The organism is Arthrospira sp. PCC 8006 (assembly GCF_046480465.1).
Taxonomy (GTDB): Bacteria; Cyanobacteriota; Cyanobacteriia; order Cyanobacteriales; family Microcoleaceae; genus Limnospira; species Limnospira platensis.
This window is the reverse complement of sequence record NZ_PKGG01000027.1, coordinates 12,719-37,981: the sequence shown is the minus strand read 5'-3', so window position 1 is coordinate 37,981 and position 25,263 is coordinate 12,719. Positions and strand designations below refer to the sequence as shown.

23 protein-coding genes and 1 pseudogene are annotated in these 25,263 nt (G+C 45.7%); 13 read left to right on the top strand and 11 right to left on the bottom strand.

What is annotated here, in order from left to right; all coding sequences use genetic code 11:
* A partial coding sequence (locus B9T16_RS06820) for a carotenoid biosynthesis protein (RefSeq protein ID WP_410244380.1) occupies positions 1–458 on the bottom strand: 458 nt, incomplete at its 3' end.
* Positions 459–904: 446 nt separating this feature from the next.
* On the opposite strand from B9T16_RS06820, the gene B9T16_RS06815 reads away from it, so the two are divergent.
* Complete coding sequence (locus tag B9T16_RS06815; protein ID WP_410244379.1) at positions 905–1,945, top strand: iron ABC transporter substrate-binding protein; 1,041 nt, start codon at positions 905–907, stop codon at positions 1,943–1,945.
* A 97-nt stretch (positions 1,946–2,042) separates the two neighbouring features.
* Positions 2,043–3,716 carry an ABC transporter permease gene (locus B9T16_RS06810; protein WP_410244378.1) on the top strand — a complete coding sequence of 558 codons (1,674 nt, stop codon included), beginning with the start codon at positions 2,043–2,045 and terminating at the stop codon, positions 3,714–3,716.
* Between the two features lie 300 nt (positions 3,717–4,016).
* On the opposite strand, the gene gpmI is transcribed toward B9T16_RS06810, so the two are convergent.
* On the bottom strand, positions 4,017–5,615 hold the full coding sequence (gene gpmI / locus B9T16_RS06805; RefSeq protein WP_410244377.1) for a 2,3-bisphosphoglycerate-independent phosphoglycerate mutase: 1,599 nt from the start codon (positions 5,613–5,615) through the stop codon (positions 4,017–4,019).
* 1,233 nt (positions 5,616–6,848) lie between these two features.
* Here gpmI and B9T16_RS06800 point away from each other — a divergent pair.
* The 6 genes and pseudogenes from B9T16_RS06800 (at position 6,849) to B9T16_RS06775 (ending at position 11,080) form a co-directional block, all read left to right on the top strand.
* A pseudogene (locus B9T16_RS06800) lies at positions 6,849–7,412 on the top strand (IS607 family transposase).
* A complete protein-coding gene (locus B9T16_RS06795) occupies positions 7,297–7,575 on the top strand; it encodes a helix-turn-helix domain-containing protein (protein WP_410244382.1) in 279 nt (92 codons plus the stop codon). Before B9T16_RS06800 ends, B9T16_RS06795 begins: the two are co-directional and overlap by 116 nt.
* Positions 7,576–7,726: 151 nt before the next feature.
* On the top strand, positions 7,727–8,485 hold the full coding sequence (locus B9T16_RS06790; RefSeq protein ID WP_410244381.1) for an RNA-guided endonuclease TnpB family protein: 759 nt from the start codon (positions 7,727–7,729) through the stop codon (positions 8,483–8,485).
* A 69-nt stretch (positions 8,486–8,554) separates the two neighbouring features.
* Complete coding sequence (locus B9T16_RS06785; protein WP_410244376.1) at positions 8,555–9,307, top strand: pentapeptide repeat-containing protein; 753 nt, start codon at positions 8,555–8,557, stop codon at positions 9,305–9,307.
* Between the two features lie 138 nt (positions 9,308–9,445).
* Positions 9,446–9,835 carry a hypothetical protein gene (locus B9T16_RS06780; protein WP_006619600.1) on the top strand — a complete coding sequence of 130 codons (390 nt, stop codon included), beginning with the start codon at positions 9,446–9,448 and terminating at the stop codon, positions 9,833–9,835.
* A 75-nt stretch (positions 9,836–9,910) separates the two neighbouring features.
* Entirely contained in the window at positions 9,911–11,080 is a 1,170-nt protein-coding gene (locus B9T16_RS06775; RefSeq protein WP_410244375.1) for an FtsW/RodA/SpoVE family cell cycle protein, read from the top strand.
* Positions 11,081–11,279: 199 nt separating this feature from the next.
* On the opposite strand, the gene B9T16_RS06770 is transcribed toward B9T16_RS06775, so the two are convergent.
* The 3 genes from B9T16_RS06770 to pyrE form a co-directional block, all read right to left on the bottom strand.
* Positions 11,280–12,779, bottom strand: coding sequence for a sensor histidine kinase (locus B9T16_RS06770; protein ID WP_006619598.1), 1,500 nt, complete (start codon positions 12,777–12,779; stop codon positions 11,280–11,282).
* A gap of 546 nt (positions 12,780–13,325) precedes the next feature.
* Positions 13,326–13,640, bottom strand: a complete 315-nt coding sequence (locus B9T16_RS06765) for a hypothetical protein (protein WP_006619597.1) — start codon at positions 13,638–13,640, stop codon at positions 13,326–13,328.
* A gap of 372 nt (positions 13,641–14,012) precedes the next feature.
* A complete protein-coding gene (gene pyrE, locus B9T16_RS06760; RefSeq protein WP_006619596.1) occupies positions 14,013–14,639 on the bottom strand; it encodes an orotate phosphoribosyltransferase in 627 nt (208 codons plus the stop codon).
* A 101-nt stretch (positions 14,640–14,740) separates the two neighbouring features.
* Here pyrE and B9T16_RS06755 point away from each other — a divergent pair, with 101 nt between their 5' ends.
* Positions 14,741–15,175 (top strand): hypothetical protein, encoded by a 435-nt coding sequence (locus B9T16_RS06755; protein ID WP_006619595.1) that lies wholly within the window; start codon positions 14,741–14,743, stop codon positions 15,173–15,175.
* A 64-nt stretch (positions 15,176–15,239) separates the two neighbouring features.
* Here the strand turns inward: B9T16_RS06755 and ctpC are convergent, their stop codons facing one another.
* Positions 15,240–16,523 carry a carboxyl-terminal processing protease CtpC gene (gene ctpC / locus B9T16_RS06750; protein ID WP_014274355.1) on the bottom strand — a complete coding sequence of 428 codons (1,284 nt, stop codon included), beginning with the start codon at positions 16,521–16,523 and terminating at the stop codon, positions 15,240–15,242.
* Positions 16,524–16,664: 141 nt separating this feature from the next.
* Positions 16,665–17,885: a (E)-4-hydroxy-3-methylbut-2-enyl-diphosphate synthase gene (gene ispG / locus B9T16_RS06745; RefSeq protein WP_006619593.1), complete on the bottom strand. Its 1,221-nt coding sequence runs from the start codon at positions 17,883–17,885 to the stop codon at positions 16,665–16,667.
* A gap of 175 nt (positions 17,886–18,060) precedes the next feature.
* On the opposite strand from ispG, the gene B9T16_RS06740 reads away from it, so the two are divergent.
* Positions 18,061–18,858 carry an alpha/beta hydrolase gene (locus B9T16_RS06740; protein WP_410244374.1) on the top strand — a complete coding sequence of 266 codons (798 nt, stop codon included), beginning with the start codon at positions 18,061–18,063 and terminating at the stop codon, positions 18,856–18,858.
* Between the two features lie 69 nt (positions 18,859–18,927).
* On the opposite strand, the gene B9T16_RS06735 is transcribed toward B9T16_RS06740, so the two are convergent.
* From B9T16_RS06735 to B9T16_RS06720, 4 genes are all read right to left on the bottom strand, one after another.
* Positions 18,928–19,695, bottom strand: a complete 768-nt coding sequence (locus tag B9T16_RS06735) for a pentapeptide repeat-containing protein (RefSeq protein ID WP_006619591.1) — start codon at positions 19,693–19,695, stop codon at positions 18,928–18,930.
* Positions 19,696–19,739: 44 nt separating this feature from the next.
* Positions 19,740–20,795: a pentapeptide repeat-containing protein gene (locus B9T16_RS06730; RefSeq protein ID WP_317270124.1), complete on the bottom strand. Its 1,056-nt coding sequence runs from the start codon at positions 20,793–20,795 to the stop codon at positions 19,740–19,742.
* Between the two features lie 21 nt (positions 20,796–20,816).
* Complete coding sequence (locus B9T16_RS06725) at positions 20,817–22,313, bottom strand: serine hydrolase (protein ID WP_410244373.1); 1,497 nt, start codon at positions 22,311–22,313, stop codon at positions 20,817–20,819.
* A gap of 137 nt (positions 22,314–22,450) precedes the next feature.
* Entirely contained in the window at positions 22,451–23,218 is a 768-nt protein-coding gene (locus B9T16_RS06720; protein ID WP_006619588.1) for an RNA methyltransferase, read from the bottom strand.
* Between the two features lie 47 nt (positions 23,219–23,265).
* Between B9T16_RS06720 and B9T16_RS06715 the strand changes: the two genes are divergently transcribed.
* The 3 genes from B9T16_RS06715 to B9T16_RS06705 all read left to right on the top strand — a co-directional run bounded on the left by B9T16_RS06715 (position 23,266) and on the right by B9T16_RS06705 (position 25,262).
* Positions 23,266–23,418 carry a DUF2256 domain-containing protein gene (locus tag B9T16_RS06715; RefSeq protein ID WP_006619587.1) on the top strand — a complete coding sequence of 51 codons (153 nt, stop codon included), beginning with the start codon at positions 23,266–23,268 and terminating at the stop codon, positions 23,416–23,418.
* Between the two features lie 30 nt (positions 23,419–23,448).
* Entirely contained in the window at positions 23,449–24,393 is a 945-nt protein-coding gene (locus B9T16_RS06710; RefSeq protein WP_006619586.1) for an isoaspartyl peptidase/L-asparaginase, read from the top strand.
* Between the two features lie 479 nt (positions 24,394–24,872).
* Positions 24,873–25,262 (top strand): response regulator, encoded by a 390-nt coding sequence (locus tag B9T16_RS06705; protein WP_317270121.1) that lies wholly within the window; start codon positions 24,873–24,875, stop codon positions 25,260–25,262.
* Position 25,263: the final 1 nt, after the last annotated feature.

The window sequence follows — 25,263 nt, the reverse complement described above, 5'->3', positions numbered from 1 at the left end:
ACCCAAATCGAACCCAGCCTCACCTTCAAGCAAACCCTCGCTAGTAGGTAGCAGGTTAAACCCATATAAAACCAGGATAGGGGAATCGTAAACGGAACTAGATCCGCGATTTTATAGCCTAAACCGTTTAGATATTGGTAATGACCGAAAGGAAAACCTGTGCTAGTCCCCAGTAGTTCACTACTCAGCGATAGGACAATAGATGGCACCATAAATCCTAGCGTCGTAGCCAGCCCTAGGGTGCGATAGGCGTATAAACTAACTGCGATCGCTCCAAACACAATATAAGCTACTCCTCCCCCTGCCATACTCAGTTGAAAGAAACTTTGTCCTATGGGGGGTAGGTTAATAATTAGTTCTGGATTAGGTAGAACTATTAGCAGTCCCGCTAGACCAAACAGGGTGGACAGGATATGGATGGTCAGAAAAAATCGCTCTTGCATCAGAAGTTGCTTCATGGGACTCCTCAAACAGATATGAAACGCAGACCGCGTTTCCGAAAACTTTATAAATCTTTATACAACAATAGACTTATTTGCTGTTAAACGCGACCCCCCCCCTGTCCCCTCCCTGTCACGCCCCATATCCCTGGCCCCTAACCCTAAGCTAATATCCTCCAGATCTGCCATATTGACAGACAGCACATTGACAACTATTCTTATTAAAGTCCAGACTAATTTATAATAACTTTGAATTAGCTGGTGGGACTCAAGCCAGAATGGTAGCCCATTTTTAGGAAAGTCCCAGGTTTTGTGCTGCTCATAACAGACTATCAACCAACCATCAATATCCATATAACACCCTGGCTGTGCCAGAACAAATCAATTCCTAGAGCCTATCATATCTCAGCAATTGAGAAATATTATGAATATCAGCTCACCTTGACACTTGGGAAAAAAATTACATGAAACGAAGAAAAGTTATCTCTTTCATTGGATTAGCAATAGCCACCAGCGCCATCTCGATCGCTTGTGGTCAACAACAAACAACCATCGATCCAACCGCCACCAATGGTACAACAGGTGCAACCTTAGTCGTTTATTCTGGTCGTGCAGAAGACCTAATTGGTCCAATGTTTCAGCGATTTCAAGCCGAAACTGGCATTCAAGTCAATGTCCGTTATGGGGATACAGCCGAATTAGCCGCCACCATCTTAGAAGAAGGTCAAAATTCCCCAGCCGATATTTATTTTGCTCAAGATGCAGGAGCTTTAGGCGCTCTACAAAGAGAAGGGCGCACCCGTCCCATTCCAGAAACCTTACTCAATCAAGTAGACCCTAGGTTCCGCTCTCGCGAAGGACAATGGATTGGTATTACCGGACGCGCGCGCGTATTTAACTACAATACAGATCTACTCAGCAGCGATCAAGTTCCTAACTCAATTTGGGAAATTACACAACCCGAATGGTCAGGACGCATTGGCTGGGCTCCAACTAACGGCTCCTTTCAATCCTTTGTTACCGCCCTACGAAAGCATGAAGGCGAAGAACGCGCTAGAGAATGGGTAGAAGCCATGCAAGCCAATAACCCCCAGGTCTATCGCAATAATACAACCATTGTCGAAGCCTTGGGGCGCGGTGAAGTAGACCTGGGATTAGTCAATAACTATTACTTGTTCCGCTTTAAAGCCGAAGATCCCAATTTCCCTGTATCCTATCACTATCCCACCGGCGATGTAGGTTCTATGATCAATATAGCCGGAGTCGCTATTATCGATAGCACAGACCAACCCGAAGCAGCATACGCCTTTATCGAGTTTATGCTTAGTCCAGAAGCACAACAACACTTCGCCCAAGGGAATAGTGAATATCCCTTAATTGATGGCATTCAACCACCAGACGGACAGATTCCTATTGCTCAGATTAATCCCCCAGATATCGATCTCAGTGACTTAGAAGACTTAGAAGGAACACTAGAGTTGCTGCGTTCAGCAGGGGTTTTATAACCAAAGAATCCCATCCTATTGATCAGGAAGCACTAGACCCCTTCCTGATTTTTTCGCTTACTTTCCCATATAATATCCTCACTAATTTTTTCATTAAATGACTATTAACCTAAAGCAAACATTATCCTCAACTAGCTACTTATCCACCAGGCGATCGCATCCTCCTATTTTTTTAGTCATCATGGCTGCCATAGTCGCTTTAGGCATGGCATTACCCCTCGTTTACCTAGTAATTAGGGCAATGGGCATTGGATTAGCCCCCTTCATCGCCCTTATATCCCGACCCCGCACCATTCAGGTATTTTTTAACAGCATAGGTATGGCCTTCTTTGTCACGATCCTATCTGCCTTGATTGCCATTCCCCTAGCATTTCTAATAGTACGCACCAATTTACCAGGGCGGCGTTTTTGGTCAGTAGTCACCACCTTACCCCTAGCTATCCCCACCTATGTAGGCAGTTTTGCCCTATTAGCCTTCGCCGGACCCCGTGGTAGTATGATCCAAATTCTCCTCGAACCCTTCGGAGTCCAACGCTTACCCTCTATTTATGGCTGGGCTGGAGTAATTATCGCCACCACACTATTTTCCTACCCTTACATATTGCTCACAGTGCGATCCAGTTTACAAGGCATGGACCCAGCCATGGAAGAAGTATCACGGGTTCTCGGATATACTCCCTRTCAAACCTTCTGGCGGGTCACCTTACCACAACTGCGCCCGGCGATCGCCGCCGGGTCTCTACTCGTCTCACTCTATGCCCTCCAAGACTTTGGAACTCCCGCACTCATGCGCTTTGAATCCTTTACCTACGTCATTTTTTTACAATATCGCACCAGTTTTGACCGTAGTATGGCCGCCGCCTTATCCCTAGTATTAATCGCCTTAGTCGGGTTGATTTTATTGCTAGAATATCGAGCGCGATCGCGAGCCGCCTATTATAGTAGAGGTTCAGCTAGTCAACATCAACAACCCCTGATTCCCCTAGGTCGGTGGACTTGGTTAGCCCTCGGTTTTTGTATCCTCATCACACTATTTTCCCTAGTAATGCCCATCGGAGTTTTATTCTTCTGGTTAGGGCGTGGTCTGCGAGTAGGTCAAAACCCCATAGAATTAATCACCATGATGTTACCTGCCGCCTACAACTCCATCTATAGCTCAGGTCTAGCAGCCATCATTTCTACCCTGTTTGCACTCCCCATCGCCATTCTCGCCGTCCGCTTTCCTAGCCGCCTCACAGCCACCTTAGAGCGCACATCCTACATCGGTTTTGGAATGCCGGGAATTGTCGTATCACTCTCCCTCGTCTTCTTTGGAGCCAATTATGTACCCTGGCTTTATCAACAACTTCCCATGTTGATCTTTGCTTATCTAGTCTTATTCATTCCTCAAGCCGTCGGAACATTGCGCGGCTCACTACTTCAAGTATCCCCAAACCTAGAAGAATCTGCCCGTATTTTGGGACGCACACCCTGGCAAACTCTACGTCAAGTCACCTTACCACTCGTTCGTCCTGGCGTGATCAGTGGCGCTATGTTAATCTTCCTAACCTCCATTAAAGAATTACCAGCCACTCTCTTACTCTCTCCCATCGGTTTTCGTACTTTAGCCACTCAAATTTGGCAAGCCACAGCAGAAAGTGTAGCCTTTACCCAAGCCTCAGTCGCCGCACTCATGATGTTGTTCGTGTCCACCTTAGCTACACTCATTATTCTTTCCCAAGAACGCCGCATCAAAAATGCACAGCCTAACCTTACCCAGTTAGAAGACTAGGAGCCACTCATCTCTGATGTTTCTCTTATGTTAACTTTTGTAAATAAAAGTTAAGAAATGTTAAAAAAATTCCTCTCACTGGGGGGGTTGCTTTACCGCGTTCACTCGTGCTATTATTATAAATAATGGGAATATTGACAATTTTATTTTTTGTTAATAGATTGCAATTATATTTTGGTATATAACAACAATATATTAGCATGAGTTGCCACCCCCTGTCAACCCTCTGAGGAATTAAGCCTAGCAGGGAACAGGGCAATTAATTATTAATTATCCCGGCCCCCCTCAACCAATTTCACCTTAAAGCCTAACCCTGACCGGACTACGATTTTCCGTCAGCGACAACTCAGATTTAACAATCATTGAAGTTCCAGTCATTTCTGGAGGTTGCGGTAACTCCAGTATTTCCAAAATAGTCGGAGCTATATCCGCCAAACAGCCATCACTTCTCAAAGGTACATCAGTGCCATGGCCAGGAATTTTCCGCCCCTCCCCTTCAACCAGAATAAAAGGCACCGGGTTAGTACTGTGAGCAGTCCAGGGATTACCCTGTTCATCCGACATATATTCAGCATTACCATGATCAGCAATAATAATCGCTGTTCCCCCAGCTTTAGAAATACCTGCCAACAATTCCCCCAAACAGCGATCGACCGTTTCGATCGCCTTAACCGCCGCATCCATCATCCCCGTGTGACCCACCATATCAGGGTTAGCATAATTGATCACAATCAGAGAATAAATCCCCTTATCGATACCCTCAAGAGCAACTTCTGTCACTTCCTCCGCAGACATCTCCGGTTTTTGGTCATAGGTGGCGACCGCCGGACTAGGAATCAGTTCTCGATCTTCCCCCTCAAAAGGATGTTCCAAACCACCATTAAAGAAATAAGTCACATGGGCATATTTTTCGGTTTCCGCCGTCCGCAGTTGTTTCAACCCATGATCAGCAATTACTTGTCCTAAGATATTATCGAGTCCTTGGGGCTCAAAAGCTACATCCACCGGATAGTTGGGATCATACTGAGTAAAAGTCGCAAAACTCAGAGGCTCGATCAGTTCCCGTTCAAACTCATCAAAATCCTCCATCACAAAGGCTTGAGTAAGCTGTCGAGCGCGATCGGGTCGGAAATTAAAGAAAATCACCCCATCTCCGGGTTCTACAGCCCCTGGTGCTACTCTAATAGGGTTAATGAACTCATCTGTGATACCCTCTCCGTAGGATTCCCTCATGATCTCAGCTATAGTGCGATCGCTCTGTGGTCCATCGGTAGTCATGATCGAATAAGCCTTCCTTACCCGGTCCCATCGATTATCACGATCCATAGCATAGTAACGGCCGCTAATAGTCGCAATGTGCCCCACCCCTATTTCCTTAGTGTAGTCTTCAATTTGTTGAAGAACCTTAATTCCATCATTAGGGTTAGTATCACGGCCATCAGTAATCCCATGAATACAGACATTAGACAACCCCTTAGCCTTAGCCATATCCAGCAATCCCAGGATATGGTCAACATGGGAATGCACACCCCCATCGGAGCATAAACCCATTAAATGTAACTTACCCTCTCGCTGACGAACTTCCTCGCAAACTTTACTCAAAGCCCGATTATTCTGAATACTGCCATCCGAGACCGCATCAGAAATCCTCACCAACTCTTGAGGAACCACTCGTCCCGCACCTAAATTCAAGTGACCAACTTCTGAGTTGCCCATCTGACCCTCTGGTAAGCCGACAGCCTTACCAGAAGCCTGAATTAATGTTCGAGGATAAGCAGTCCAAAGGCTATCCATCACAGGGGTATTGCCAACAGCAATGGCATTTCCGTCCGTTTGTTCACGATAGCCCCAACCGTCTAATATGATTAGTACAACGGGAGATACAGACACTGATGCCATGCCAACTTACCTTTTCGCGACGAGTGAATTCCATCGACATGATATCATCCCTTTACCTAACTGTTAAATCTTTGCTAGGTGAAAAGGCAACAGCAAGCCAATTTAGGTGTAACCACATCGCCCTTTAAGTCCCAAAAACCCTCGTAAATTTGTTAACCTGGGGTTATTACCAACCAGCCCATAATTTTAAACAGATGGCAGCTAGAAATGATGATTGTGGTTCGTTTCAAGCTACCCTTGACATGAGAGCGTCAAATTTAGAGCATGATTTAATCTCAAATTAGGTTAATATTTTAGGGCAATATGGTATAATAAGCGAGAAGTGCGAGACGTTTAGGAGTCAAATAAGGCTGCAATGCCTGAAATAACCTCCTAGTGGGACTTGCACCCCTTGGTGGAATATAAGGGATTCGCACCCCTGACCATCCCATAACTGTTTATATGTCCCGACGCTTGGAGAAATCTAAGCAAGGCAGGGGACTCAAGGTCATAAACCAACTGAGAAATCAGGGCGTTGAGAGTAACGGCGATAGCCACCCCCAGTTTGAGGAATCACAACCCGTCAGATTGAAGCGGGGAACGGAAGGCGTGAGGGAAACCTATTCCCAATAATCCGACCACTGCCAACCATCCATGACTAAGGAAATCTGAATGTTCCGGCTTGAACCATCGTAATTATTAAGTAGCGAAATAGGTTGATACGCTGCGCTCAAAAGAGCAAGGGGAAAAGTAGGAGTTTTCATCCACTACCTACACAGACCTTTAAAATTACCCCGGTGGACAGGACAAGTCTAAAGATGGAATGCCCGTATAAACGGAACGTTTAAACCCCTCATAGGTTCTCAGCAGGATGTAACTGCACAGTAGTGAAAAGTGTAAGCGTATGCCTTTAAGGGGAAAGGATGTGACTGAAAGCTAATGCCTAACTGTAATGGTTAGGATATGCCCACTAGTCACGGTGTGGATATAGAGACTGCGACAAATAAGAGTGTTTATGACGAGAGCGAGTTTAAAGACTACGATGTTGTATTTAGCTCCAAAAGTTGAAGTCACAAAGCAGGGAGTTGTTGCCCTGTTCCCGATGTCAAAAGGGGTATCTACATCAGGAGCCGTATGAGGTGAAAGTCTCAAGTACGGTTTGGAATTGGAGTTGGGGAAGGTGACTTCCCTTTCGACCATAACGTTGAGGATAAACCTATTGCCAGATATGTCAAACCCAAGGAAGCGGCCTAAATCCTTGGAGTCCATGAAAGAACACTCCGCAGATGGGACGAAAATGGCTCAATCGAGACCATCAGAACCCCCGCTGGGCAACGACGATACAACGTTGAGTCATATACTGCTGCCAAATCAGGCAGTGACAAACGCAAAGTCGTTATCTATGCCCGAGTTAGTAGCCGCGCCCAGCAGTCCGACCTCAACCGACAGGTGGCCGCACTGTCCAACCTCTACCCCGAAGCAGAAGTCGTCTCCGAAATCGGAGGCGGGCTCAACTTCAAGGGAAAGAAAATGCTGGCCTGACTGGGACAAGTCTTGTCAGGAGATGTCCGCATGGTTGTCGTTGCCCACCCAGACCGATTGGCCAGATTTGGATGGGACTTGTTTCGATGKCTCTGTGAGCAAAACAGGTGCTCACTCATGGTTCTCAACGAGACAAGTCTCAGTCGAGAACCAGAAATGGTTGAGGACATCCTCCACTGCTTCAGTTCCCGATTATACGGACGGAGTAAATACAAAACTCAGGTCAAAGAAGATCCGGATTTACCCCAGCCCAGAGCTAAATCAAGTCTGGCGTAAATGGCTGGCTGCTTGTCGGTATTGCTACAACCAAGCAATTGCATTATCCCGGAGTGGTAAACGACTAAGCAAGTTAAAGTTACGCTGCGGAAGTGATGCAGAGCGACTTGCCTGMATGGGTCAAAGAAACACCCGGCCATATTCGGCAGAATGCTATCTTTGATGCCTATCTCGCCTTTTCAGTCAGTCCTGGCGCAAGGTTTAGGAGCTGTCGGGATAGTTCTCAAGGGATTAAGTTCAATAATACTAATTTCTCTTCAGGGAGTTGGTATCCAAGACTAACGAAAGGATTAACTTTCATGGTTTCCTAAGCTATCCCTAAAACTTGCGGGCAAGGGACTCAGTTGGTGTTTACCAAAGGTCGATGGTTGGCGATTTTCCCTGAACCAGTTGCCGTTACCCCAACTGAAGCGAATGGCGTGATTGCATTAGACCGGGGTGTCCGAACTTTCATAACTGGGTTTGATGGCTCTCGGTTTCTGGAATTGGGCTCCGGAGATATAGGACGCATTACTAGGTTATGTCAACATTTGGATGATTTGATGAGCCGAATCGCCAAGGAACCCTGTCGTTCAAGAAGGCGACGGATGAGGCAAGCGGCTCAACGAATGAGAACTAAAATCCGGAATTTAGTGGATGAGGCCCACAAGCAAATTGCTCATTACTTGACTAATGACTACAGCATAATTTTTCTGCCGACCTTCGAGACTTCCAACATGGTTGCCAAAGCCAAGCGGAAAATCAAATCCAAGACTGCCCGCGCCATGCTGACATGGGCGCATTATCGATTCAAACTAACCCTGAGACATCAAGSSGARATAACTSGAACCACAGTTGTAGATGTGACGGAAGAATACACCAGCAAAACCTGTACTCACTGTGGTCATGTGCATTCCCAGCTAGGTGGCTCAAAAGTGTTCCGATGTCCTGAGTGTGGGTTCACTCTACCCAGGGACTGGAACGGTGCTTTTGGAATCTTTCTAAAAGCTTTGCGGGATACCGCCTCTGTTACCTTAACGGGTAATAGTGCTATCGTCGCATTGTCAGGCAATAGCCGGATAAATGTCGCGTAAATGTATCAGTAATGTTATACCGTTTCGGATCAGGAGAATTTAATGAGACTCAAGATTCAGGCTGTAATCATGATGATCGCGCCATTGGGATTTATCACTGGTGCGATCGCCGCTGACTCTGATGACTTACAGAGGCTTATAACTACTAATCAGTGTCCTGGCTGTGATCTGCGGGAAGCGGACTTGTCAAGGGCTCAACTGTCTGGGGCTAATCTTTTTCAAGCCGATCTGGGCGGCGCTATCCTCCGACAAGCAGATTTACGCAGTGCTAATCTGCAAGAGGCTAATCTGTATAATGCCGACTTGGGGGGTGCGAGTTTAGCTGCTAGTAATTTGTTTAAGGCTAATCTCCACCATGCGAACCTACAAAGGGCTGATTTGCGTGAAGCCGATCTCGGTCAGGCTATGCTGGGTCGTGTAGACTTGCGGCGGGCTGATCTTAGGGATGCTAATCTATTTCAGGCTAACCTCGGTCAGGCTTATCTGGAAGAGTCCGATTTGATGAATAGCAATCTCCAAAGGGCTTTTTTATTTAGGGCTAATCTGGAACGTGCTAATCTGACCGGGGCTAATTTGCTGGGAGCAGATCTGCGGGGTGCTAATTTTTCTGATGCCGATCTCACTGGTGCCAGTCTGGTGGGTGCGGCTTTGAATGATACTAATATCAATCGTGCCCAACTGTCTAATACAAACTTGTCTGGTGCTTTGTTACAGGGAACAACTCTCGGTCCGCTCGTGTGCATTATTGATCAATCTGTTAATTGTGCCGCTCCCCCTGCGCCACCACCTCCCTTGCTTCCGGCAGATTTTTGGGACGATTAATCTCCTGAGATAGGGGTTTTTGAGTTTTTATCTGGCGATCGCTTTTCAGAATCCGGTAATGTGAGTATACTAAATGTGGGGGCTTAAAATCCCCATCTGCTCTAAACTCGCTAAACCTAGGGTTAGCTTCTAAACATCATGAGTGCCCAACCTCTATTAAAGTTTGAAGTCCAGACGCCTGCTGAATTGGCAGAATACCTGCGCTCGGCGACAAGCTGGCGTGAAGTTGAGGCACTCACCCAAGACTATTCCCATTGGAAGCGTGAAGCCTGGAAGTTACTCTCGGAAGCTGAACAGGAGCGGATTAAATATCTTAAAAATTGGCAAGATCACCCAGTAGCCCAAAAGTTCCCCCCCGGTTCTCTGGTGCAACGCATCAATAGCAGCACGGAGAGGGTCGGTAAGGTAATGCACTACTGGAGTGCATACGGTGTCGATTATGTAACTTTTCAGGTGGGGCCAGATATTGATTGGTGTCGGGCTAGTTTTCTGCAATTGGTGAACCCAGAAAAATCAACGGCCTATTAAGCTAAATTGCTGATCGACTGGATTTGATCTAAGCTACAATAGCCAAAATCCCCTGCTGATCTAAATTTATCCTGAATGCGCTTACGCCATCTCATTCCCTTTTTCGATCCTAGTGCCCAAAATTGGGCAACAGAAGCTCGCCTGCTGCGCTGGTTAACCTTTGTGTGGCTATTTATCGGTCTGGTAGCGATGTTTTCGGCTTCCTACCCCAGTGCATTAGCTGAACATGGGGATGGTTTGTACTACTTCAAACGCCAGGTAACATGGATGTTGGTGGGGATGGTGGGATTTAACGTGATTGTTAATACCCCTGTGCGGGTGGCGTTACGGACTGCCCAGTGGGGGTTATTCACGGTGATGGCGTTATTGTTTCTTACCATAGTCCCAGGTTTGGGAACTACTATTAACGGGGCGACTCGATGGCTGGCACTAGGCCCAATTCTGGTTCAGCCTTCGGAATTAATGAAGCCCTTTCTGATACTGCAAGCTGCGCGGTTTTTTCCCCGCTGGGATAGGTTAAGTTGGCGATTGCGACTAACCTGGTTAGGCATTTTTCTGCTAGTTTTGTTGCTGATTTTAGCCCAACCCAACCTCAGCACGACTGCTCTGTGTGGTATGACATTATGGTTAATCGCCCTCGCCGCCGGACAGCCTTTGTTGTATTTGGGCGGCACTGCTGTTGGCGGGTTAATGTTGGCTACTATTAGTATTAGCCTACGAGAATACCAAAGGAAGCGGGTTCTCTCGTTTATGAATCCCTGGGCTGATCCCGTTAATGATGGCTACCAATTAATTCAGAGTCTACTAGCTGTCGGTTCTGGCGGTCTTTGGGGCGCTGGTTTGGGATTATCTCAACAAAAGTTATTTTATCTGCCGATTCAGTATAGCGATTTTATTTTTGCCGTTTATGCCGAAGAGTTTGGCTTTGTTGGTGGGGTGCTGCTTTTGTTGCTGCTAGTCGCTTATGGGACTCTTGCCCTCAGAGTCGCTCAATTAGCCGATAATATTGAACATCAACTGGTAGCGATCGGAGCCATGGTCGTCATGGTGGGACAGTCTTTGCTGAATATTGGGGTAGCTACTGGGGTACTACCAACTACTGGTTTGCCTTTACCCTTATTTAGTTATGGTGGAAGTTCCATGATTGCTAGTTTAGCAATATCTGCTTTATTGATTCGGGTAGCCCGCGAAAGCAGTGAAGCACAGGTTATTCCCATCAGGCCTCTTGCTCAAAACAGGGGTTGACAAGTAGCGCGGGATGATGCTATGTTATCCACATAATGTCTATTTTATGATTCTTCTTTTTGCATTAATACAAAAAATTAAAACAATCCCATTGTTTAAATACTACCATAGGTCAGCAACAAAAGCAACCCTCCCGAAACCCAATCGCGGGTGGGGAGTGATTTATTTACAAAACTTAACATAACTAATTAATTTTTAACTATTTGACTGTTGAGATGGGGGAATTAGACAAAAAATCAGGACATTGTGGGTTTAAGGGAAGTTTGATCCAAAACTCGGTTCCTTTGCCAATTTCTGACTCGCACCAAATTTCCCCACAGTGGCGGGAGACGATAATTTCACGACTTATATATAACCCTAAACCCGTACCTTTACCGATTTCTTTGGTGGTAAAAAATTGCTCAAAAATTTGGTTTTTCGTGGTTAGGTTGATACCCTTAGCATTATCGGCAACCATGATCGTGATCTGTTCTGAATTAGCCAGGGTTTTAATTGTAATTAACGGCTGAGACTGTTGGTTGTTGTGTGTCCAGTCCCCTACTTCATCTAAGGCATCAATGGCATTGCTGATCAAATTCATAAACACCTGATTCAGTTGACCTGGGTAGCAGAGGATTGACGGTAGTTTCCCATAGTCTCGAATCACTTGAATCGGCGGACGTGATGGTGTGGCTTGTAAGCGGTTTTTCAAGATGAGTAAGGTTCCCTCTAAACCTTCTTCCAGATTGACTTTTAGCATTTGGTCGCTGTCTTTGCGGGAGAAGTTACGCAGCGATCGCACAATTTGAAAGAGTCTATCTGAACCCAATTTCAGGCTAGATATAACTGTCAAAAAATCCGTCTCTAAAAACTCTAAATCTATGGAATCTATGTATTCTTGAATGCGCGGATCGGTCGGGGAATAAATATCTTGATAAAGCTGGGTTAGTTGCAGTAGGTCTTTGCTATAGTTTTCCACATGGGCTAAATTATGAAATATCGAGTTAACGGGGTTATTGATTTCGTGGGCTAAACTAGCCATCATTTGCCCCAATGATGCCATTTTTTCCGATTGAAAAAGCTGTGAATGGGTGTGTTTAAGTTCCTCTAAAGTTTGCTCTAGTTGCTGTGCTTGAGCTTGAGCGATCGCGGCGGCGGAACAGGCTTGTTGATAAAGTTGAATTTGGGTCTGTTCAAGATCTAGTTGTTCGATTTCACTTTCCCGTTGATATTGCGCTACTACAGCATCAAGAATAGGTAGCAATTCATTGGGGGCAACAGTGATAATATAGTTGAGGTTAGGATCGTTGGATGTTAAGTCAGAGTCCGCAGTTGTGGCTAAAGTTCTGACTGCTAAAATATACTCGCGGATGCGTTTATCTAAATTTAGCGGCTCTCGGAAATACATCGATCGCACTATAGCCGAAGGAGATGTTAATAAATTCATCTCACTATCACCGTAGAGTAAGCCTTTATGCGATCGCTCCATCAGAGCAATATCTTTAATTAAAGTTTCCCGAATCACCTGTCTTTCCGCTGGGTCGGAAGTGGTAACTAACTTGAGGCTAAAAAAAGCTGTTCTCTGGGAAAGCATCCGCTGACGACCACTGATATTCACCACCGCCGCATTCACCTTCCGGGTGGTGTTAATTTCTTGCAGGTCAAAATAACTCTCAAATTGTTTCATTAATATAAGCAGGGATAGATTTACTGATTTCATCTTTCCACCCTCCTGGCGACTCTCCCTATACCTGTACTCAGGAAATCGCCAATGACAGGAAAAGAGGGGCAGAATTTTTCTGGCATCCTGGTTTCTCCTAAATTAGTTTAGTGTGCAGGTTTTTTTGATGGGAAACTTGCCCAACCCACTCCCACTTATGGGGCAATGTTAGCTTTCAGAAAATGTTATTTTATCTGGTTACCTCAGAAACACTAGCTTCACCCTGTATACTTGTTTAACTACTGACGACAGAGCCAGGAACTAGCTACCTATTCGGTGGGTGTCCTGACTCAAACAACCTTAATGGTTATTTGACAATCAGAGTTTTTTATTTAGTATCTCAAGTTACAGATTATCAAATTATTTAAAATTCACGACTAGACCATAGCACAAAAATCGGCTTTTGTTTGTGAAAAAAAAAGTTAAATTTTTCGACCATTACAGAGCAGTTCAGCAGAAGATAGCCTAGTAGGGGCTAGGTTCAACATAACTTGACAGTTTCAGCCAGCCCCTACATTTACCTAAAGCCTGGTGGCAGAATAATGATTATTTTTTAAGATCACGAGCCATGTTACGGAACATATCCAAACTGGAGTCAGCACGACGACGATCGCTTTTCACCTCTGGTGCTGGAGATTCACTCGCTTTAGGCTGGGTCATTTCCATCGCTGGTTTAGCGGTAGCTTTAGGAGCCTGAAAAGGTTTTCCTCCCGACATTTTAGGGAAAGACTTTTTAACTTCTAAAGGCTGACCAATCTCGCCTAAACTCTTGGCGCTATTGGGATCAAGATAGAAAGAACTTCCTTGAGTTTCTGTGGGTTCTGATTTGCGACCAAATAAGCCTCTAATAAATCCTGACATAGTTTTTTCCTAGGTGGGGTGTTGGGTATATGTTAAATTTTATCAAAAAATGTGTTGATTATGATAATTTTTAACAAATTTCTCAATGCACGCTCATCAACACCAACATTATGTAAAGTTTTGTAAAAAAAAATTAATAAATATTACAAAAAATTTGTTGGCTCTGGGGGGGTAGCTTTCCCGACTGATTTGTGCTATTATTTTATATAATGGTAATATTGACATTTTTTTTATTACTTGATATATTCCAATTATTTAAATACATATCTGTAGCTTACCATTAGTCACCCCCTCTTGTCAACCCTGGGGCGGGGGCGGCGCGTTTTGAAAAAAATTGATTAAAAAATCAACTTAGATCACAGAGGGGAGAAATTAATGACCCAAGTTTAGAGTCTGATAACGAGTTTGTAGTTCATTAATACCGTAGAGAGACTCAAAATTAAGGCCAGCATTTTGATAAAGTTCAGCCCCACCTTGATGGCGATCGACTAAAGCGATAACCTTATCAACGCTGTATCCAGCATCAGTAAGGCGTTGTACAGCTTTGAGGGCAGATTGTCCAGTAGTGACCACATCTTCGAGGACTACGACCTTAGCGCCGGGGGGTAGTTCAGGTCCTTCGATATAGGCTTTAGTTCCGTGTCCCTTAGCTTCTTTTCGGATAATGAGGGCGGGTATAGGTCGATTTTCGTAGACAGAAACGACACTAAGGGAGGAAACCATAGGGTCAGCACCGAGGGTAAGTCCGGCGACTGCTTCTGTTTCCAGGGGAAGTAATGGTAAAATTAGGCGAGCGATCGCCACTGACCCGGCCGGATGTAATGTAACCTGTTTACAATTAATATAGTAGGAACTCTGCTGACCAGAGGAGAGAACAAAATCCCCTTCTTGATAAGCGAGTTGACACAAAAGGTCAAGTAGCCAGGAGCGCAGGGTGTCTAAAGGTGCTGTCGAGGTATTGAGATCTGAAAGAGCAGGAATTTCTGAAGGGTTAGTCATAAGGGCGGGAAAAGGTAGGAAACAAATGTGTAATCACTCCATCTGATCCTACACTGGGAGAGACCATCTGATAAAACAGATTCACCAAGGTTGTTAATGCCATGAACAGAATTTTACTACAGAGTATCAGTGGAGTGTTAGGGGTAGCGATCGCCTCTACAGTTTGGGTTGAGGGAGTCCAAGCCCAATCAAGAACCCGTTTCCAGCCTTTTGCGGAAGAGTTTAACCAGGCGGCGACCCGCAGTTCTGGGGATGCTTTTAAAAATCAATCGCTGATGGGTCAACTTTCGGTATTCTTAGGGTTAAGCTATCCCTGGCCGGGTGCTATTAATGGTTTTCCTGAAAGTTTGATTGCTGATGATGCCAGACGAGTGAATCAACTGTATAGAGAGAGAATGCTCCAGCAGACCCTAAGCAGTCCCACTGTCCGCACTCCCGATCTAGCGAACCCATACAACACCTCAATTTTGACTCAACCTTCTGTGATCAACCAATTGTCTAACGACACTCCGGGGGGATTTTTGTTTAATCCCTAATGGGAGCGAGTCCAGATTTTGTTCAGGTGCGTCATCAAAGGTTAATGACGCACCGGCAAAGGGACTACTGAGAAACGGCTTGATTGTTTTGTTGAGAAGCGATTTTCTGAGTCAACACTGCCAAGGCTTGGCTATATTGAGGATCATCAAGAGTGCCAATTTTGTCGCGGTTTTCCCGGAGCAGATCTCGCTGTTGTTCAGTGAGTTCAACCAGCACATCAGGCTTAATTCCCTCATGGTTAATGTCACGGCCATTGGGGGTAAAATATTTAGCGATCGTGACAGCCAAACCAGAGCCGCGACCCACGCCACGAACGGACTGAACTAGACCCTTACCAAAAGTGTTAGTTCCGACCAAAACGGCGCGGTTGTTATCTTGTAGAGCGCCGGATAGAATTTCACTAGCACTAGCGGAACCGCCATCAACAAGAATCACCATAGGCTTATCAGTGAGGGCGCGATTATTAGCGCGTTGTCGATCCATTTCTCCCTGACGATTAACGGTAGAGACAATATCGCCTTCTGTTAGCCACATACGGGCGATTTCAATACTAGCATAAAGCAGACCGCCAGGATTAGATCGTAAATCGAGAATATAACCTGAAACATTCTGTTGTTCTAGGTTAGTAATCGCCTGTCGCATTTCCTCAGCAGCATTAGCACTAAAATTGTTAAGGCGAATATAGCCTATATCACCGACAGGGGAAGGTTTTTTAGAATAGCGAACCGGGTGAATTTCAATCTGAGCGCGGGTAATATTAAACTCAATTTCCCTTTGACCGCGCAAAATGGTCAACTTGACCTGAGTCCCAATTTGTCCACGAATCAAACTGACGGCTTCATTGAGCTCCATTCCCTGAGTGCTGCGGCCATCAATTTTGGTAATAATATCTTGAGCCTGAACCCCAGCATCAAAAGCGGGAGAGTCCTCAATAGGTGAAATAACGATGAGTTTATCGGTTTCTTCATCTTGGGTAAGTTGAATACCAACCCCGGTCAGTTCTCCCGAAGTATCAATTTGCATATTTCTGAACTCTTCGGGGTTCATGAAGCGGGTATAAGGGTCATCGAGTTTACCCAACATTTCGCGGATAGCTTCAAAAGCCTGTTGGTCGTTAGTATATTCTCGGCTTAGAAACTCATTACGAAGCTCCCTCCAATCTACTTGGTTAAAAGTACCGTCAACGTAACTTCTATCAATAATTTGCCATACTTCATCAATTAGTTCCTTCGGGCTTTCCCGAAAGGATGCTTGGCCAGAAAGGTGTATACCAGCGCCCGCAACAGCAACAGCGGTCAGCATAACTGCTGTTGCGCCTATAACAAGCCCACTTTTTGATATAATCATTTATCTGCTGAACCGGAAGAGAATACTAAGAGCTATTAACAGCATATTAGCACATCAGATCTGGCGATCGCGGAGGTTGACCAAAAGCCAAATTGTCACCGGGACTGCCCCACCCCTTCAGAGGTGGGGTCAGCTTGATTTTTAGGGATCTACCCAGCGTCCATCTCCTTTGATGAGATTAATTAATTCTTGGACACCTTGATCTTGAGGAACTTTTTTAATTTCTTCCCGACCTCGATATAGGGAAATATAGCCGGGTTGTTTTCCTACATAACCATAGTCAGCATCGGCCATTTCTCCAGGTCCGTTAACAATACAACCCATAACGGCAATATCTAGTCCAGTCAGGTGTTTAGTTGCTTCTCGGACTTTGTGGAGAACTTCTTCGAGGTTAAAGAGGGTGCGACCACAGGAGGGACAGGCGACATATTCGACCATAGTTTTCCGCAGTCCTAGGGCTTGCAGAATGCTATAGCACACGGGAATCTCCTTTTCTGGGGCTTCTGTGAGGGAAACCCGAATGGTGTCACCAATACCATCTGCTAAGAGAGTAGCAATACCGGCGGTGGATTTAATGCGGCCATATTCTCCATCTCCGGCTTCGGTAACTCCCAAGTGTAGGGGATAGTCCATCCCTAGGTCATCCATGCGTTTAGCCATGAGGCGATAGGCTGCTAACATGACGGGGACGCGGGAGGCTTTTAGGGATATAACTAAGTTCTGAAAGTCTAGGGATTCACAGATGCGGATAAATTCTAGGGCTGATTCTACCATGCCTTCGGGGGTGTCGCCGTAGGTAAATAGCATTCTTTCGGCTAGGGAACCATGATTAACGCCGATACGCATGGCTTTACCCTGGTCACGGAGGGAGATAACTAGGGGTTTGAGGGTTTCGCGGATTTTCTCGCCGATTTCTTGAAATTCAGTGTCTGTGTATTCGCTGCGATCGCTTTTAGGTTTCTCGAAGACGTATAATCCGGGGTTAATCCGCACTTTATCGACGTGCTTGGCGACTTCCAGGGCAATTTTCATGCCGTTGTGGTGAACATCTGCCACCAAGGGGACAGGTTGATAGGTGGCGGCGAGTTTTTGTTTAATTTCGCCTACAGCTTTGGCGTGTCCGACGCTGGGAACTGTGACGCGGACGATTTCACAACCCATTTCATGCAGCCGACGAATGGAGGCGACGGAACCTTCTATGTCCATGGTATCTTCGTTAATCATGGACTGAACTACGACGGGGTATCCTCCACCAATGGTGATGTTTCCGACCCGGACGGGACGGGTTTGGCGACGGTGAATTACTGTGTCAACGGGGGGTTGACTAGCTGGGGTCGGAGTGGTTATGGGTAAGGTTTGCATGATCTGAATTTGATAATTGCTTAGTTTTAAGAGTGGGTTCTCAAAATTGCATGGGTGTCTATAAAAGATAGATTGCCACAAATTGGGGACTTGTGGTTGATCCGATCGCTTAAATTGTTTAAATTGTCACCAATACGGGTGGCGATCGCTCAATTGTAGATTAGATATATTAGCTATGAGTGAACATCTGCCATATTTTTCGGGTTTTGAGTCTTTAGCAGTCCAGTGGACAGACAAAATCTGGTCAAGGGGTGTACCGTTTTGGTTGCGGGCTGAACCGAAATCAAATCGGGTAGTTTTGTGTTTACATGGGTTTACGGCCACTCCTTTTGAGGTAAGACCAGTAGCGCAAGCCTGTCTGAGTCGGGGGCTTGATGGGGTGGGGCCTTTGTTACCTGGTCATGGTTTTCAAGAGTTAGCAGACCAGAAGTTATTTTTTCCGAAAATGACAGCGGAAGGAATGTTATCTGCTGTGCGTCGGGAGTTAGAATTAGCCCGATCGCATTATGAATTTGTCGGTATTTTTGGGCATTCTATGGGAGGGGCGATCGCTTTAAAAATGGCAGCGGAAGGGCGAGTAGATGCCTGTGCTGTCACTGCACCGGCCTTAAAATTACCGCCTCGGGCTGTGATTTTATTGGCTTTATTTGGTTGGGCGAATATTTCTATCCCCACTCAACCCAAGCCTTTTGATAACCCCGTTTATTTATTTGATAATTGTCCGGCGGGGCGGGCGCTGCAACAACTAGCGAGGATAGCCCGATCACATTTATCTTCAATTACTTGTCCGGTGTTAGCTATTCATTCCCATAGGGATGATTTAGTCAGTCCGGTGGTAATTAATTGGATGGAAAAACAACTACCAGACAATTTAGATGTCCGTTGGTTTGACGATTCGGGTCATGTCATGATTTTAGATGTTAATGGCGAGGAAATTAGCCAGGCGATCGCCGATTTTTTTAGCCAATTCTAGGTGCTAGATATTGCTGATGATCAACTGTGGGGAATATCTAAATTTTCCCCCTTCTACTGCCCGAATTTTTCACTCTTCAAAAATTGCCCCTCGTTTAATTAAATCTTGTTTAACTTCCTCAGACAGTCCCGAATCATGCCATAATCTAGCTTGTTTAACAATAGCCCCCGTAAAGTCCGCCCCTTTCAAATTAGTCACAGCTAACCCAGCTTGGTGCAAATCAGCATTTTTGAGGATAGCATTATGGAGGTTAGCATCACTGAGATTACAGTTATTTAGATTAGCCTCTGTCAAATTCGCGCCACACAGGTCTGCGCCACTGAGACTAGCCAAAGCCAGACTCGCCCTATGTAGATCTGCGCCGCTCAAATTAGCATCACTCAACAGCGCCCCACTGAGGTCGGCACCACTGAGGTTAGCAAAACGCAGGTCAGCATTACTAAGATCTGCATCACTTAAATCAACTCCCCGCAGGTAAGTATTTTGCAAGTTAGCGCCACTGAGATCAAGGTTACTCAGGTGTGTTCCCAGGAGTCTAGCGCCGGCAAAATCTTCAGATATTTTCAATTCTGCTAAGGTGGCTAACTCGATAAAATTCTCAGTTTTCGCATCAACTACGGTCTGAATAATGCCCTGTAATTGGGCAAAATTCCAGCCTTGGGCTACAGCTTTTTTAGTCAAGGCTTGTAATTCTTCTAAAGTCTGATGCTGTGGAAGCATATCAGGCTGTTCTGATTGTAATTCTTGCGATCGCAACCACAGGGCAAATTTACGCTCTAGGATAGCTAATTTATTGGGGCTAATATTTTGCGGCCAAAGTCCTTCAACACCAGTCATAATTCAAGAGAGTTCAGAGGAGATTAAGTGATAGTTGTCAACTTTTAACTGTCTCCAAAAATTGCGCCTTTTCGTTGCAATTCAGGTTGCAGTCGCCGAGAAATACCGATCGCCTCAGTAAATTCGACATTTTCCACCATGATATCAGCTAATTCCGCGCGGCTGAAATCTGTTTTCTGGAGGTTAGCTCCCGTCAAGTTTACCCCACTAAGGTCAGCATAGGTAAAATTAGCACCCTGCAAATTAGCATGACTGAGGTTAGCGCGGGGGAGATAGGCGCTAGTGAGATCAGCTTCCGTCAGGTTAGCATGACTGAGGTTAGCGCGGGGAAGTTTAGTCCGCAGATCAGCGTGAGAGAGGTTAGCCTCTTGTAAATTAGCATCTCGGAGGTTAGCGTTACAGAGGATAGCGTTGGTGAGGATAGCTCCCTGTAGATTAGCATTGCTGAGGTCAGCCAGGGTCAAGTTAGCATTACTTAGGTTAGCCTGGGCTAAGTTAGCGCCGCGCAAGTTAGCATTACTTAGGTCAACCCCCGTTAAATCCTGCCCATAAAGGTCTTCTATGAGGCTTAAACCCACCTGTTGGATAATTTGGGCAAATTCTGCCATACCGACTACACCGAGCCACTGATGGGCAATTTCCCATTGTTGGAGGCGACAGTTATTGACCTGTTGAGGGTCGGGGAGATGTTCCCAGGTGAGTCGGAGGCGCTGTAGTGCGTTGATTTTCTGGGTACGATCGCCCATTTGATTAGCAATTTCCCACTGTTGTTGATAGCAGGCGATCGCTTTTGGTAACTCATCAGTAGCATGATAAGCCATTCCCAGGTTAGTAAGGGCGTTAAGCTGTCCTGGTATATTCCCAATATCCTCGGAGATACCGAGGTGAGTTTGATAGCAGGTGATCGCTTCTTGATAATTAGACAAAGCGCCATAGGCTATACCCAAGTTACCCCAAGTAGCGCCTTCCCGTTGGCGATCGCCCAATTTTTGATAGATAGCCAGGGCTTCGCGCCACAATTCCAAAGCCGCCGGAATATCACCTTGATGATATTGAGAAACAGCTTGTTTAAACAATTGATTAGCCTGGTAGTCCGTCATATTTTACCCTATTTCAACAGCCTAATTTTCTGGTAATTCTGGAGTGACGGTTTCCGATGTTTTAGCCAGCATATACTCATAGACTTGTCTGGACATTTTTTGAATCATTGATTCAGCGGCTTGGTTGCCATTAGTTCTTTCTGCTAAAATAGCTAAAATGTAGCGTTTACCATTGGGCATATCCACTATACCCACATCAGCTAACATAATGTTTAGGGTTCCGGTTTTGTGGGCGACCACCGCCCCATTACCGACCCCGCTAGGTAACAGGTGATTATTTTCAGTTTCTGTCATAATTCGCAAGAGGCGATCGCGTGATGTCATTGACAGTAAACCCCCTTGGTGAATTTGACTAAAAAGATTAACCATATCCCTAGGGGTAGTTTTATTAGTCCCTTCAATATCAGGTAAAGGGTTACGCGCCATAGTATCTGTCAGACCCCAACTGCGGAACCTTTGATTAAGAACCTGAAACCCTCCCAGGCGATCTATAATCATATTAGTCGCCGTATTATCACTAATTGTCATCATTTTAGTAGCAGTTTCTAAGGCTGTATATTCAGTCCCAGGGGGCTGATATTGCATAATCCCCGCTTCTCCCACCTGGTGATTTTCCGTCATTACCAGCATTTCATCTAGGCGAATTTCTCCAGCATCAACAGCTTGAAAAAACGCCACTAAAATCGGCACCTTAATCGTACTAGCTGCCGGAACTATAGACTGTTCTCTTAAACCGACATATCCGCCAGTATTCAGGTCTAAAAACATCAAAGCCGGGCTCACATCAGGGGATGCAGCCGCCACAGATTCCAGTTGATTTTTTAAGTCTTTGATTTCGCGGTTTAGTTGCAGAGATAGCGGCAAAATCCTAGTAGATATTGGGCTGTTAATCCTAGTTTCCTGTGTTTCCAAATTCTCAATAGAACTAGCGTCAGCGGTAGCACGCCCCAAGGAGTTGAGAATTGAGAGGACTGTTCCTGAAATTACCCCAATACCAATGCCTAAAATCAGCAAACGGGTTCCATAAACTATAGGAGAGACACGACGACGGGTACGCCTTACCACCCGCTTTTTAACAGGGGTAAGGGGTTGCATAGTCGGCTGAAGATTCGGATATGGTTGGGGAGTGATAGACCTATTTAAGGGGACTATGTTAGATGGTTTTCTGCTACTAACTCCCTGACGCGGTGTAGGTTTTCCCCGACGGCGTTTTTTAGAGTTTGGTGGTGGTAGCTGAGGTGTCTGTTTCCGGTTTCTGGTAATGGGGGGTTTTTGTCGGAGTTGATCTAACACGGGGTCTAAATATGCTGTTTCAGGGATATGTATAGGGGGAATTTGACCGGGTTGGGAACGGTTGGGGGATACAGGTCTCCGTGAGGATGATCGTGATTGAGAAGTGGGACTAGGGGAACGGCCACGACGCTGATCACGAGATTGAGGGCCTTTCGACTTCTGGGACTTAGCCCCCCATTGGGAAAAAAAGGATAAAAATGAGCGACGGGGATATCGGTGAGCCACACCTAACACCTAAAAATCATCAAAGAGAACAATAGACTATGGAAATTTCACCGGAGACGGTTATTAATTGTTACCCACTATCGCGCTTCTTAAAAATCGACAGTTCAGCCGGGGAATCAACGATATTGAGATTACCATTAACTGGGCGGATGTTGCTTAACAGTTAATGCCCATTCTACCTGAGAGATAACTCCCCGTAGCATAGCAACTTCTGTACTAGATGGCTGGGCGCGGTTAAATAAATGCCTAAATTTTTCCATACGACTGCTGACGGTGTGGGGGTAGACATAACCGATTTTGAGTAGGAGGGTTTCTAGTTGTTGATAGTATCCTTCGAGTTGGTCGAGGGTGGCTGATAATGGTTCTGATGGTTCTGGGGTGGGTAATGTACTGCTATCGATGAGGGTTTGAGCGCTTAGTGAGAGTTCGTAACAGCAGACGGCTACGGCTTGGGCTAAATTTAGGGATTCATAGGCGCTGCTGCTGGGAATGCGAACTATCCTTTGAGCATAGTTTAGTTCTGTATTGCTCAAGCCACGATCTTCGGGACCGAAAATGAGGGCGGCGGGGCTCTGGAGTAGCCAAGGGAGGGTGGTTCTGGGGTGTTCGAGGGTTCTGTCAAAACTACGATCGCGAGCGGTGGTGGCGATCGCCTTTTGGCATCCGATTAAGGCTTGGGGTAAACTGTCTACTATCTGGGCTGATTCTAAAACATCTTGGGCATGAACTGCCATAGTTTTAGCTTCGCAACTCATGGGGTCACAGTGGGGGCTTACGAGTACCATTTGGGTTAACCCCATGTTTTTCATGACCCTGGCGATCGACCCCACATTTAAGGCTCCCGCCGGCTCAACTAATACAATCCTAATTGTAGTTAATGCGGTTTCCCACTGAGTCTCTAGCATTGTTATAATAACCGCTGATATAATAAGCGAGCGATCAATGTTCTAGTATGGCACGTCAGCGGGCTAAGTCAGACTTGCCTCAGAAAATTTGCCCAGTCTGCGATCGCCCTTTTGTTTGGCGCAAAAAGTGGGCTAACTGTTGGGATGAGGTTAAATACTGTTCCGAGCGTTGCCGTCGCCGACGCAACCAACAGGATTAAAGGGGAAATATCCCCGTAAATTGTACAGCTATGGGTGTTAATGTGCAACCAAAACTAATCATACATGGTGGGGCGGGTAGTTCTCTCCAAGGAAAAGGAGGCGTGGAAACTGTTCGCAAATCTCTCTATCAGGTGATCAGGGAGGTTTATGGCTTACTCGAAAAGGGTACCACTGCTGAGGATGCGGTGATTCGTGGCTGTCAACTTCTCGAAGATGATCCCCTATTTAATGCTGGGGTGGGTTCGGTTTTGCAGTCTGACGGACAGATCCGCATGAGTGCGGCTTTGATGAATGGCAGTTTACAACGCTTTAGCGGGGTGATTAATGTCTCTAGGCTGAAAAACCCGATTGAGTTGGCTAAGTTTCTGCAAACCTCTCCCGATCGCGTTTTATCGGACTATGGGGCGGCGGAACTGTTGCGGGAGTTGAATATAGCGCCTTTTGACCCCCTAACCGATCGCCGTCTTTATGAGTGGATCGAAGACCGCAAGCAGGATTTTAACCGCAAAATGGCGAATGTGGTCGCCGAAACCTCTGATGATGAAGCTGGTCGCGGCACTATCGGGGTCGTGGCTTTAGACCAAAATGGTCGCCTCGCGGCGGGAACTTCTACTGGTGGTAAGGGGTTTGAACGCATTGGTCGGGTCAGTGATTCGGCTATGCCTGCTGGTAATTATGCCACGGCTCAGGCGGGGGTGAGTTGTACGGGTATCGGCGAGGATATTATTGATGAGTGTCTCGCGGCCAAAATTGTGATCCGCGTCGGAGATGGTTTGTCTCTGCGATCGGCTTTTGAACGTTCTTTTGTGGAGGCTAATGATCATCAGCGGGACTTGGGGGCGATCGGTTTGGATGCTTCCGGGGCGATCGCTTGGGGAAAAACTAGCGATGTGATTCTCGCCGCCTTCCATAATGGTCAAACTATGGGCGATAGTTTGGAAATGCTACCCGGAACTCAGGTGTTAGTGGCTTAGTTAGCCAAAATTCCGGCCACTTACCCTCCCCCAGTAGGGGGAGGTTTATTAATACTCCAGAAAACTTAATAATTTTTTTACTTTTGAGATAGTGTGATCTGACCTATGAACTTATATAGTTGTGTTAATTTTTTCAACATTTTTGTAGCAGTTTAACTGGTATAGAATATAATAAAAATTGCGTTATATCCCAGAAATTTGCGGAAGGGGGAAAGATTTTTTCTCCCCGACAATCAACCAAAATTGAGGTAGAGAAATTGGACAATCAGTTGATTGGGGTTAATAGATAAGTTCAGAGGTGCGGTAGTGAGTTGATAACCCCATTAAATTGGTAGTCTGGGAGGGACGCTTTGTTAATCAGTACCACCACAGCCAGATTGATTGAAACCTAGGCTAAGGTTATGGGAAACCATTAGCGATCCATCAGTCAAAAGCTGTGGGACGAAACCCAGCGTATTAATCCTTAGGAGTCCATAAAAATGAGACGGATTCTAGTTGTAGATGATTCAGCAACCATGCGAAAAATGGTAATGGCATCTCTAAGGGATGTGAAAAATGTAGCTTTTAGCGAGGCGGGGAATGGATTAGAGGCGATCGAACAATTAGAAATAGCGCCGTTTGACTTAATGATTTTAGACTTAAATATGCCAGATATGCACGGTCTGGAAGTCTTGCGATTTGTGCTAAATCACCCGCAATATAGGGAAACACCGATTGTAATTTTAACGACTAAAGGAGATGATGAAAGTCGAACTGAAGCGATAGCGGCGGGGGCGGCTTGCTATTTAACTAAACCATTTCATCCGAAATCGTTATCGGGGGAAATTGTCAATTTATTATCAGAGCCATGTTCGAGTAATGTCCATTAAG